We start from the raw sequence: 11334 nt of genomic DNA, 5'->3' as shown, positions 1-11334 counted from the left end.
CGATGCAATCGAGGAACGCATCGCAGAAGCTCGCCATCTCACGCCCGCTGGAGTCACACTGATCTGCGGCAATGCCGCCGATCTCCAATTTGCAGACGAGTCCTTCGACCTGGTGATGCTGTTCGAATGCCTCTGCATAATTACCGATAGTGCAACCCGCGTGAGAATGGCCTCGGAAGCGCCTAGGCTGGCTCGGCGCTGTGGACTCTGAGCCAGTCACCCGACGCCAACGCCTTGGGTTCGTTGAGTAATCGCCCGACCGGCTGCCGCATCTAATTTGCAGTTCTAAGAAGGAGCCCGTCGGGATCGCCGCGAAACTGGGGGAATGCCGCCTACGGGACTAACGGTGCTGGAGAAAAAAACGTCAGCGCGGGTTCAGCGTATCCAACCAGGTCGGCGCGCCTGCGTCTGGCCCTCGACTATGAAGGCCGGGAAGACGCCACACGGCCCCTGCGCGAACGTCTCGATGCGGCGCGAGCGGTCTGGCTCGGGTAATACCTCACCGTTTTGATCCAGAGGGGTAATAGAGCCCGAAGAGTCGTTGACGCGGAACGTCCATTTGCAGCGAGCGCAGGTGTAGAGATACGGGCGCGAGCTATACCAGGAAGGCTTCGGCAAGCTTTCGATTATAAAGTTGTGTCGGACTTCATTGGGCGAAAAGGCGCAGCGGAATTTCTGGGCATGAGCGGCGAAGGGTTTGGAAGTCAGTCCAGCTGTCGAGTTGAGCTTGGGCGCGCGAGGCCGCGGCGGTTTCGGCGACGGAAGCGGCGACTGGCCGGCTTTCGAGTAGAGGAAGCGAATTCCGGTTTCGCCTTGGTACTTGATGGACATCGCCGCTGGTCTCCATCGAAAGTACGAGCAAGTCCCGCGCCCATGGTGTTGGAGGGGCGGATTGCAGGTCGAGTAGGTCGAAAAAGAACGGTAATTTCAAAGGGAAAAAGCCGGGAGTCGGTGCGTAATGAGAGCTTGAGCAAACGGGATTCGCTTCCCGCGTTTACGCTAGTGCACGATCCGCAATGCAAAATGAAATGCCTGGTAAGGCCCCCGGGCAAGGCAATTCCGACCAGGCAGAATTTAGCGAAGATGCGGGCCGGTCCATTCAGCGCAAGCTACACGCGACTTTCTTCCACAGTTATCGAAGCGCTCCCAGATTCGGCTAGTCCGCGTGGGTCAGTTCGGAATCGATAAATCTTGAAGCGTCCGTGCGATCCCGCTCCACACGCGCGATAATGTGTAGGCATTTTTAAATCCAGTCAGGCATTTCAGGAGGCTACGTAGCGATGCGGCCGCGTGATGTCGTACAAGCTTGGGTCGAGGCTTTCAATCGGGCGGACGTTGATGCGCTGTGCGCCTTTTACCACGCGAGCGCGATCAACCATCAGGTAGCCGAAAGCCCAGTCGAAGGGCACGAGGCTATTCGAGCGATGTTCGCGGCCGGTTTTGCCGCGGCCCGGATGGTCTGCATCCCGGAGAACCTTTTCGAGGACGGAGAATGGGCCATCCTGGAATGGCGCGACCCGCAAGGGCTGCGCGGCTGCGGGTTCTTTCACATCGTTGACGGACGGATTGCCTTCCAGCGCGGATATTGGGACAAGCTCTCGTTCCTCAAGCTGCACGGGCTCCCGCTACCCGAAAATTAACACTGACCCCGCTCCGGTTAGTAGTGGTTTAGGCGGGCCAGCCGATCCGCGTGGAAATTTGCGTCCCCGAACAGTTCCTGGCCGACTCGGGCTCGCTTCATGAAGAAACCAACATCGAACTCGTCGGTCATGCCGATGCCACCGTGCATCTGCACCGCTTCCTGAACGGCGAGGGTGGCCGTGGTGCCGGCCTTCGCCTTGGCCATCGACACGACGGGTGCGGCCGTCGCGAAGGATTCGTCGAGGGACTGTAGCGCCTTGAGCACCGCGGAACGGGCAATTTCGAGCTCGCAGTAGAGGATTGCCGCGCGATGCTGCAGCGCCTGAAATTCGCCGATTAGCTTGCCGAATTGTTTGCGCTCTCGCAGGTAGCTGACGGTTCGGGTAAAGGCCTCGTCGGCCACGCCCAGCAGCTCCGCCGCAACACCGGCGCGCCCGACGTTGAGCGCGCCTTCCAGCGGTTCCCAACCTGCATCGATTTCGCCGAGGACCTCATCGGCGGAGACGGTAACGTCGTCGAATTCAAGTCGCGCCGCGTTATGGATATCGACCATCGCGATCTGCTCGGCCTTAAGTCCGTTGGTCTCGCGCTTCACCAGGAAGAGGGTCAAACCGTGCTGGTCGCCCGGGACGCTCGCTGTGCGTGCGGCGACTATCACGAGGTCCGCCACGTGCCCATCGAGGACGAAGGTCTTCTCGCCTTTCAGTGTAAATCCCGCGGTGCCGCGCGCCGCACGAAGAGCGGTCTTTTCCGGATGATGTTTGGCTGCTTCATCGACTGCTAGCGTCACGGTCAGCTCACCTGCCGCAACGCGGGGAAGGTGCGCGCGCTTTTGCGCGTCGGTACCGGCGCGCGCGATGGCGGTCGCGCCCAACAGCGACGTCGCCAGCAGCGGTGAGGGTGTCAGCGTGTGCCCGAGTTCCTCCATGACCACGCCGGCTTCCACGTGACCCAACCCGAGTCCATCGTAGTCCGGCGGGACCAGGATTCCCGCCCATCCCATCTGGGCGAATTGCTTCCACAGCTCGCGCGAGAATCCTGTAAGATTTTTGGAATCTCGCAGCGTGCGGAGGTGGGCCACCGGTGCGTTCTTGGTGAGAAAACTCCGCGCGTTGTCGCGGAGCATCGTCTGTTCAGAGGTGAGTACGAGCGCCATTTGACAAGGACCGACCTTGCGGAAACAGAGAGATTACGCCCCAGGAAGGTTGAGGATGCGCTTGGCTATGATGTTGAGCTGCACTTCGCTGGTGCCGCCCTCGATTGAGTTGGCCTTGGAGCGAAGCCAGGAACGTACTGTGACGCCATCTCGCGAGCGCGACCCCTCCCATTCGAGCGCTTCGGAGCCGCCCGCGGAAACCATCAGCTCAAGCCGGCGCTTGTTTAGCTCGGCGCCGTAGTACTTGAGCATCGAGGAAACAGCCGGATGCGCCTGCCCGGACTTGAATAGATCCCCGACCCTATCAAGAGTGAGCGCAAACGCCCACGAATCGACCTCGAAAGACGCGATCTGACCACGGAGCAACGGATCGGCCAGGGTTCGGTCCTCCATCCCGACGGTGTCGGCGGCAACTTCGCCGAGCGACCGATGACGTCCGCCGGTCATGCCCATCCCGCCGATCATCTCGCGTTCGTGAGTGAGCAGGAATTTGGCGATGTCCCAGCCCTTGTTGAGTTGCCCGACCAGATTGGCCTTGGGGACTGCCACATCCTCGAAGAAGGTTTGACAGAAGGGCGATTTGCCGGAGATCAGCAGAATCGGCGAGGTTGAGACGCCGGGGTTCTCCATGTCGAACAGGACAAAACTGATGCCTTCATGCTTGGGCGCCTTGGTATCGGTGCGTACCAGACAGAAAATCCAATCGGCCTGGTCGGCGTAAGAGGTCCATATTTTGGAGCCGTTGACCACGAAGTAGTCACCGCGATCTTCCGCTCGGGTCTGCAGCGAGGCGAGGTCCGAGCCCGAGCCGGGTTCCGAATATCCCTGGCACCAGCGGATTTCGCCGCGGGCGATTTTCGGGAGGTGCTCGCGCTTCTGCACCTCGTTACCGTACTTGAGCAGGGCCGGACCGAGCATCCAGATTCCGAAGCTGTCAAGCGGAGAGCGGCAGCCCAGCACGCCCATCTCGTCGTGCAGAATTTTGGCTTCAGCACGGCTCAATCCGCCACCGCCATACTCGGCGGGCCATTCGGGGACGGTCCACCCTTTGGATGCCATCCGCTCCAGCCACAGGCGCTGGGCGTCAGACTGAAATTTCCATTTACGTCCGCCCCAGCAGTAATCTTCTTCACCTTCGGGCGGACGCCGCATTTCCGGCGGACAATTGGCTTCCAGCCATGCGCGCATTTCTTTGCGAAAGGTCTCCAGATCGGACATTGGCCATTCGACTCCTGATGAGTTTCGCCCAGGGTAGTTTGACATGAATACGTTGAGGCGGAGAAGCGGACGCGGGGTGACGGCTCGAGCCATTCCTTGCAAACGACGCCCGGCCCGCCTCGGCAAAATCGGCCTTGTGGTTTCTGCGGATCACTCCCCCCTCCCCTGTCACTGCAATAATCTGGCTTCGGAACCGACACGGATGGCCTTTCGTGTTTCGAAAGGCGACCTTTCCACCAGCACCTCAAGCGGCGGGGCTTTGACGGAGACTATCGGTGGTCGGTTATTATCGCGTGTCACGGAGGATACGATGGATTTTGGAACCCTGATTTTTACCAAGCCTGAGCGCGCGATGCGGGACGTGCCTTACGCGGAGGAGCGTGGGTTTTCGCATGCGTGGATCCCGGATTCCCATATGATCTGGGGCGACACTTACGCGTGCATGGCGCTTGCGGCCATCAATTCCAAGCACATCAAGCTGGGTACTGGCGTCGCGATTGCTACCAATCGCATCCCCCCGGTAACGGTCCACTCCGTCGCAACCATCAATCAGCTCGCGCCGGGGCGCACGATCCTGGGGTTCGGAACTGGGCACACCGGGCGGCGGGTGATGGGGCTGCCGCCGGTGCGGCAGGAGGTGTTCCGCGAAGAGGTACGCGTCATTCATGACTTGCTCCGCGGCGAAGCGCTGTATCGCACTGAAGGGTTGGAACGGAAGATTCGCTATCTCCATCGCGAGCATCGTTTCATCAACCTCGATGACAAGATTCCATTTTACGTGGCGGCAAATGGACCAAAGACACTAGCGATGGCAGGGGAATTCGGTGACGGGGTGATTACTACCGGCATCGCGACTCCGGAGCGGCTCGCCACGGTGCGAAAGCATGTCGAAGCGGGAGCCGCCAAGGCGGGCCGTTCGGGTAAGGACCTGCCAATCGTGTCGCTGACCCACGTGTGCGTGCTCAAGCCCGGCGAGGCGCTGGATTCGCCGCGGGTAAAGGCGATGACCGGTCCGTGGGTGATGGCGTCGTTGCACGCGATCGCCGCAGGTTACACGCGACCGACCTCGCTGCCCCCGGGGGTGGATAAAATCTACGATGAATATGCCGCGCACGTGGCGCGGATGCCGGAGAGCGAACGGTACCTGCACTTGCATGTTGGCCATTGCAGCTTCGTGGCCCCCGAGGAGCGAAAGTTTGTTACGGCGGAAACGATAGGCGCAACTACGATAGTCGGGCAGCGCGAAGCGGTGATCGATCAATTGCGTGCGCTCGGCAAGGCCGGGCTAAGTCAGATCTTCCTTAACCCGCCGCTGGACGGGTTCAAAGAATGCCTCGACGATATCTCGCGTGAGTTGATTGGGAAGGTGTAAGCCCTGTGGCTCAGCTAGGGAAGAACGCGCGCGCCCTCACCGCGTCGGGTAAAGAGTGGGCGGGCGAAAACGACTCGAGCGGACACCAGCGACTGCGCCGAGCAGCGAGCCGATCGTCCGGCCCACGCACGGATGAACCAACAAGAAAGATTCTGGCGAATTCTAGAACGGGTAGTTGATGCCGGAGAAGATGGCGGCGCCCTGACCGCCGTAGCCGACATCCACGAAGCCCACTACAAAAGGCTCCGCGATACCACGAAAGCCAACTCCACCCACTGGGTGCAGCTCGCTTACTGGATTGTAGCCAAGCTGGTGCGCGACTCGGCCTGCTTCGGCGAACGGCGCGATTTCCAGCGTGCCATGAGTGCCGAACAGGTTCGCGTCGTAAACCCGGTTGCGCATCTCGATGTTGGCGACCACCAGATTGTTGTCGATGTAGCGGCCGCTGCCGAAACCACGCAGCGGCTGCTGATCAGTAAGGATGGATTGGTCTCCGCCGAGCCTGGCCTGTGCCCAGAAGGGCATCTCGTTGCCGGCAGGCTCGTACTCCATGAACACGTGGCCCGCAAAGGTGATCCGCGGGTGTACGGTATAGTACTTGCGGGCCTCGTAGCCAAAACGGGTGTAGGAGAATGAGCTCCCGAGCGCACGATCTGCGACGGAGCCGTACACCCGATAGAGCCCCCCGCTCCTCGGGATGTCAACCGAGTCGCGGTCGTCGTATTGAATCATCAGCTGGGTCAGGACTTCGCTGCCACCGTTGATACCTTTCTGATGCGGAAAAAGCTGGAAGATCTGCGGAAGCGAAGTGTAGGCGCCGTTTTGAATGCGTACCCAGCGCGGGCGCTCCATCAGCTGGACTTGTAGCTTGTCGCTGATATTCAGTCCGACCGAAGCCATCCCATAGAGCTGCTGGGTTGTGTAGGTGGTTTCATTGCTCGTCGAAGAATTATTGCCGGTTCCATAGAATCGATCGGTAGGGTCTCTCTCGAAGAAGAATCGGCCCTCGAAGGTGAACAGGTCCTGATGGGTGCGTCCGGTCTGGTAGTCGAGATCGATTTGCCGTGCGATGTCCTGCGCACCGCCTGCGGTCGCGTACCAGTTGGTGTCCTCGCTCGGGTAGGAAAGGTAGCGGAAGGTCCCACCCACACCGAGCGTCTGGTTCCAATTGAGGTCGGGGGCAAAGATGTCCCGAATCTGGTTCTTGGTATCGGTAAACAGGAACACGGGCAGGATACCGACGGTGGTGCCGCCGTTGGGGTCGGTTGCGATTTCCGGCACCGGAATGAACGGCCATGACTGGGGGTCCGTCAGATCGAAGGCCAACGCGGAGCTAATCCACATCACTCCCAGCACGAGTGCCCCAATTGCCGCGATATGCCGTTTCATACGTTTCCTGGTCAGGTGTCCGCGCCGCTACAGGTGAGATCTTCCCAAGGGTTACGGCTGAACCCCATCAAAACTGACAGGCTTCGGCGGGGCGATCAATACGCCTACACAGCAGAATTCCGCTTTGACCGGCCTCGGTTACCGGCGCCGCGCTTTTCGATGGCGCCTGAAATGTGCAAGGATTCGGTCAATTGGGACACCGCTCTCGTTGACCGAGACTTGCGGCCCATGCGGGCTCGGAGCATTCGCGCGCGCAGGCGCAACGGAGCGGGCTTAATCCGACGGAGGATTGTTAGATGGCAAAGGCAGACGGCGGCGAGTTAATCGCACGCGTGATGCGGGAGAATCGGGTCAAATATTGCTTCGCCATAAACGGCGGACATCTCTTTCCTATCCTGGCGCAGCTTCGCAATCACGACATCAAGCTAATCCACATGCGCCACGAGCAAGCAACCGCCTATGCCGCCGACGCATACGCGCGCGTCAGCGGAGAGCCGGGCGTCTGCATGGTAACGGCGGGATGCGGCCTCACCAACGCGGTCACGGGACTGTGCGTGGCAGGGCTCACCAACTCGGCGGTGGTCTGCATTTCCGGGCAACATCCTAACACCGAAGATCACCTGGGCTCGTTCCAAGAAGCCTACGGCTCGGAGGTGGTGCACAGCTTTTCGAAGTTCACCAAGCGGGTAACCGACTGGGGCACCATCCAGTTCGATCTGCGATCCGCGTTCCGCGAGGCGATCTCACCGCCCCAGGGTGTCGCGCTGTTCGAAGTTCCGCAAAACCTCCTGTATCACCACGACGAAGACGGGCGTCAACGCAAGGGCGCGCGCGGATTCACGATCGACGATGTGCGCTGTGAGGGCGACCCGGCCAAGATCGATCGCGCCGTCGAGCTGTTGCACGCGGCCGAGCGCCCGCTGATCGCAGGCGGCGACGGATTGTTCTGGTCGCAGGCGGGCGCCGAAATGAAGGAGTTCGTCGAGCTGACCGGCATCCCGATCTACGCACGCCGAGCGGGCCAGGGTGTCGTGTCGGAAGAGCATCCACTGGCTATTCGCGGCGCGTTCAAGAAACCGTTCACCGGGCGTGCAGACGTGGTGCTCGCGATCGGTTTCCGGTTCTGGAGCGGTGAACATTTCGGGCAGCCGCCCACCTGGACCGACAAGGCGAAATACATCCAAGTTGACCCAACTCCCACCCGGATCGGTTGGCAGGTGAACGCGGACCTGCCGGTGGTCGGCGATCCGAAGCTGGTGCTGCGCCAGCTGATCAATCGGATCAAAGAGCTAAGGCTCGACTTCTCGAAGAATCGCAATTCCGAATGGAGCAAGGAAGTCACCGCGACCAGACAGCGCTTTGACGCGCAGATTCGCGACCAGAACGCCAAGGTCATGGCCTCTCGCCCCATTCATCCGGCGCGGCTTTGTGAAGATTTGATCAAGGTGATGGACAAGAACGCGACCACCATCATCGATAGCTTCACCCTTTCGGGCTGGATGAGCCGCGCCTTCACGTGCCGGTTCATGGGACAGGTGGTCGATGCGGGTCCGCTGGCGCCGGTCGGTCATGGCGTGGGAATGGCGATCGGCGCGCAACTGGCGCGGCCGGGACAGCAGATCGTCAATATCTCGGGTGACGGTGGACTTGGAATCGGCGGCTTCGACATGGAGACTGCCGCTCGCTACAAGTTGCCGATCGTCACGGTGCTGTGGAACAACAGCTCGTGGGGGCCGAACTTCGATCAGATGCCCGGACTAAAGGGTCGCACCGAACCGTTCAACATGCTGCACGAGATCCGCTACGACAAGATTTTCGCCGAGATGGGCTGTCATGGTGAGCTGGTCGAGACGCCGGAACAAATCATTCCCGCGGCGGAGCGAGCGTTCAAGTCGGGCAAGCCGGCGCTGCTCAACGTGGTTGGCGACACTAGCGTCGGCAATGCCACGCTTGGTGGAAATCTGCTTGGATCGACCGGATCGAACTGACCGGAGGTACCCCGGACGACAGACTTAACGACGCGGAAGGCGCCACCTGCGCCTTCCGCTTTTTTTCCGCACGGTTCACGAAAGGCGCCGCCGGGTCGAGCACGCCAGCGCAGAACGGAGATGCCAACCACAGTTAAAGTAATACTTCTATTTATTCCGGTGCTGTTGGCGGCGTGCAAAGGCGCAGGTCCGGCGGCTTTCTCCTGTCCGCCCGGCACCCAGGCGATGGGCGAGCTCCCGCCCGGTGGGCAGGAACGCTGGTGCCAGAAGATGGTGAATGGAGAGGCCGTCAAGGAAGGACCGTTTGAAATTTACCGGGGCGAAGGCAGCTTGATGATGAAGGGCGAATACCACAACGGCAAGCAGAGCGGCGAATGGACGATGTGGTACGACAACGGACAAAAAGCATCGATCGACCACTACAAAGACGGCGCACTGGACGGCGCGCATATCGGCTGGTACAGCAACGGCAAGATTTCCGCGATGGGTCAGTACAAGGACGGCAAGCGCGAGGGGGTGTGGAAACGATGGGACGCGCAGGGGTTCAGAAACTGGGAGGAAACCTATAAGGACGACAAACAGGTTTCGGGATAAATCGCAGCGCCCTTTCTAACCAGCACGGCCCAAGGGCGGACCAGAAATCTTTCGCCTGGATTCCAAAATGAGCGACGACATCACCGTCCGCGAAGCGGATCTTGCCGATCGCGAGCAGGCGGCCGTGCTCGTTGAGATGCTCGATGCTTACATGCGCGATCCTATGGAAGGGGGATCGGCGCCCTCAGAGCAAGTGAAGCGCGAGCTGATTCCCGGTCTGCGAGCCCATCCGGCGTGTTACGTGTTCTTTGCGCTGCGCGGTGAAGAGCCTGTCGGGTTTGCGATCTGTTTTCTCGGATTTTCGACCTTCAATGCCCGGCCGTTGATTAACATCCACGACATTTTTGTGCAGGCGTCGGCGCGCGGGGCGGGAATGGGGAAGCTCCTCCTGGATCGAATCGAAGCGAAGGCGCGTTCGATGAACGGATGTGCGATAACCCTGGAAGTTCGCGAGGACAACCATCGCGCGCGCCGGCTGTATAGCAAGTTTGGTTTCGAACGCGCGGAAGTTGGGGCGCAAAGGGTGCCAATGGAATTCTGGCGCAAGCGGCTCGCCTAGCAAACCCAGCTTAGCGGCGGGCGCCTCTCTGTCTTAACTCTGGACGCCAATCTCCGCGAGGGTGAGGCTTGCAGCCGCTATCGCAGGGACGAAGTATGTCTCGGCGGAACCCCAGACAATGGTCGGGGTGATGCGGGCCCCGATTGCGAGCGGCTTGTCGAACACTTCCGCGATATTAGCGTTGATGCGCAGCGAGTTCGGCGCCAGCGGTTCGGCAAGCTTGCCGTCGCGAACCAGGTATGAATCGCCGGTGACCGTGCAGGTGAAGTCGCCCGCGCGTTGTCCGTTGATCGGGTAGGTGTACCAGATGCGGCCAACGTAGAGTCCGTCGCCGAGTGCCTCGAGCAGGGCGCGTTGGGAGATCGCGCCGTGCGCGCGCATCACCACGTTGGTCGCGGTCGAGCCTGGCTCCGCATCGAAGCGGCGGCCGCCGCCTTCGCCTAATCGATAGCCCGCGCGCGGCGGGAAGGTTGCGCCGTTGCCGTCTTGGCCGAGCTTCTCCGCGCGCAACTCGTCGGTCTCGAGGCGATGGGAATCGTAGACGTTCGACAGCAATCCGACCAGGCGTCCGGCACGAACCAACTCGGTCTTCCCGGCCCGCAGACCCTCACAGGTGACCGTGCGCCGGACCGGCCCCGCAGGTAGGGCGGGATCGTCAACCAACCCGATGCGCGCGTCCATGACCTCGCGGGCAAACTTGCCCTGATACGCAGAGCTCGCGGCGTAAAACGCGCCCGTGGTCAGCGATCCGATTACCAGGTAGTTGAGAATCTCGGCGATCGGCTGCGGCCCCAATATGATCCGGTAGCGCCCGGAGGCTGGCCGCACACCCGCGCCCAGACCGAGCGCGCGCCGAACTGCATTGTGCCCCAAGGTCGCAACCGCGCCGCGCATCTGCTCGACACTTCCCCCCACCGCGGTGGCGGTTCCTTTCCCATCCATCGACTCGACGATCGCAGTGAGCGAGGAAACGAAGTGCGCGCTCTCGTCCGTGCGCACATCGGCGAGATTTGACCCGGCGATCGCGATGCGATCGTGCGCCAAGGAGAGATCGCCGCCGATCACCAGACCAGGGTGTCCGCTGGAATTTTTGTAGCCAGCGTGGAACGCAGCAAGTGCACCGCCGATCACCTGCCAGGCACTCGCCGTCAACATCGAGTCGCTGGCGCGAGCGAGGTCGCTGGCACCGCCAGCGCTCGTCGCCAGCTTTCGTTGATCGCGGGCCAAACCGGAAAAATGAGGATCGACGATCGCGGCGCGGCGTGCGCGCTCGATGGCGCCGCGGAGAGCCTCGCGACTGAGATCGCCGGCTTCGGATGCGGTACCGATTTCGTGGCGGTCGCGGCTCCTCACGATTCGCACCTGAAAGCCGTCGGCGCCCAGCGACTTGATTTCCTCGACTCCGCGGCTCGGGATA

The 11334-nt window shown here is 61.1% G+C and carries 10 protein-coding genes; 6 read left to right on the top strand and 4 right to left on the bottom strand.

The annotated features are described in order from the left end of the window. Positions 1-211 (top strand): methyltransferase domain-containing protein (locus VGI36_09945; GenBank protein ID HEY2485460.1); only part of this gene is annotated, 211 nt, incomplete at its 5' end. Positions 212-1280: 1069 nt separating this feature from the next. Continuing rightward, a complete protein-coding gene (locus VGI36_09940) occupies positions 1281-1640 on the top strand; it encodes a nuclear transport factor 2 family protein (protein HEY2485459.1) in 360 nt (119 codons plus the stop codon). A 17-nt stretch (positions 1641-1657) separates the two neighbouring features. Here VGI36_09940 and VGI36_09935 read toward each other — a convergent pair whose 3' ends face one another. Together VGI36_09935 and VGI36_09930 are read right to left on the bottom strand one after the other, a co-directional pair. Beyond that, the gene (locus tag VGI36_09935) at positions 1658-2797 is read right to left on the bottom strand and encodes an acyl-CoA dehydrogenase family protein (GenBank protein ID HEY2485458.1); all 1140 of its coding nucleotides are present in this window, start codon (positions 2795-2797) and stop codon (positions 1658-1660) included. A gap of 33 nt (positions 2798-2830) precedes the next feature. Then, on the bottom strand, positions 2831-4015 hold the full coding sequence (locus VGI36_09930) for an acyl-CoA dehydrogenase family protein (GenBank protein HEY2485457.1): 1185 nt from the start codon (positions 4013-4015) through the stop codon (positions 2831-2833). Between the two features lie 310 nt (positions 4016-4325). On the opposite strand from VGI36_09930, the gene VGI36_09925 reads away from it, so the two are divergent. Next, positions 4326-5387 (top strand): LLM class flavin-dependent oxidoreductase, encoded by a 1062-nt coding sequence (locus VGI36_09925; protein HEY2485456.1) that lies wholly within the window; start codon positions 4326-4328, stop codon positions 5385-5387. 162 nt (positions 5388-5549) lie between these two features. On the opposite strand, the gene VGI36_09920 is transcribed toward VGI36_09925, so the two are convergent. Continuing rightward, complete coding sequence (locus VGI36_09920) at positions 5550-6776, bottom strand: BamA/TamA family outer membrane protein (protein HEY2485455.1); 1227 nt, start codon at positions 6774-6776, stop codon at positions 5550-5552. 296 nt (positions 6777-7072) lie between these two features. Between VGI36_09920 and VGI36_09915 the strand changes: the two genes are divergently transcribed. The 3 genes from VGI36_09915 (at position 7073) to VGI36_09905 (ending at position 9917) form a co-directional block, all read left to right on the top strand. Then, the gene (locus tag VGI36_09915) at positions 7073-8764 is read left to right on the top strand and encodes a thiamine pyrophosphate-binding protein (GenBank protein ID HEY2485454.1); all 1692 of its coding nucleotides are present in this window, start codon (positions 7073-7075) and stop codon (positions 8762-8764) included. A gap of 120 nt (positions 8765-8884) precedes the next feature. Further along, positions 8885-9358, top strand: a complete 474-nt coding sequence (locus VGI36_09910; GenBank protein HEY2485453.1) for a toxin-antitoxin system YwqK family antitoxin — start codon at positions 8885-8887, stop codon at positions 9356-9358. A 67-nt stretch (positions 9359-9425) separates the two neighbouring features. Continuing rightward, positions 9426-9917: a GNAT family N-acetyltransferase gene (locus tag VGI36_09905; protein HEY2485452.1), complete on the top strand. Its 492-nt coding sequence runs from the start codon at positions 9426-9428 to the stop codon at positions 9915-9917. A 33-nt stretch (positions 9918-9950) separates the two neighbouring features. Here VGI36_09905 and VGI36_09900 read toward each other — a convergent pair. After that, positions 9951-11334 (bottom strand): metallopeptidase TldD-related protein (locus VGI36_09900; protein HEY2485451.1); only part of this gene is annotated, 1384 nt, incomplete at its 5' end.

This window comes from Candidatus Binataceae bacterium (genome assembly GCA_036495685.1).
Classification (GTDB): Bacteria; Desulfobacterota; Binatia; order Binatales; family Binataceae; genus JAFAHS01.
This window is presented reverse-complemented; position numbering and strand designations above follow the sequence as displayed.

Excerpts from the sequence above, each read along its gene's own strand:
- VGI36_09930 (HEY2485457.1), bottom strand. The coding sequence starts at position 4,015 with ATGTCCGATCTGGAGACCTTTCGCAAAGAAATGCGCGCATGGCTGGAA.
- VGI36_09920 (HEY2485455.1), bottom strand. The coding sequence starts at position 6,776 with ATGAAACGGCATATCGCGGCAATTGGGGCACTCGTGCTGGGAGTGATG.
- VGI36_09915 (HEY2485454.1), top strand. The coding sequence starts at position 7,073 with ATGGCAAAGGCAGACGGCGGCGAGTTAATCGCACGCGTGATGCGGGAG.
- VGI36_09905 (HEY2485452.1), top strand. The coding sequence starts at position 9,426 with ATGAGCGACGACATCACCGTCCGCGAAGCGGATCTTGCCGATCGCGAG.
- VGI36_09910 (HEY2485453.1), top strand. The coding sequence starts at position 8,885 with ATGCCAACCACAGTTAAAGTAATACTTCTATTTATTCCGGTGCTGTTG.
- VGI36_09925 (HEY2485456.1), top strand. The coding sequence starts at position 4,326 with ATGGATTTTGGAACCCTGATTTTTACCAAGCCTGAGCGCGCGATGCGG.
- VGI36_09940 (HEY2485459.1), top strand. The coding sequence starts at position 1,281 with ATGCGGCCGCGTGATGTCGTACAAGCTTGGGTCGAGGCTTTCAATCGG.
- VGI36_09935 (HEY2485458.1), bottom strand. The coding sequence starts at position 2,797 with ATGGCGCTCGTACTCACCTCTGAACAGACGATGCTCCGCGACAACGCG.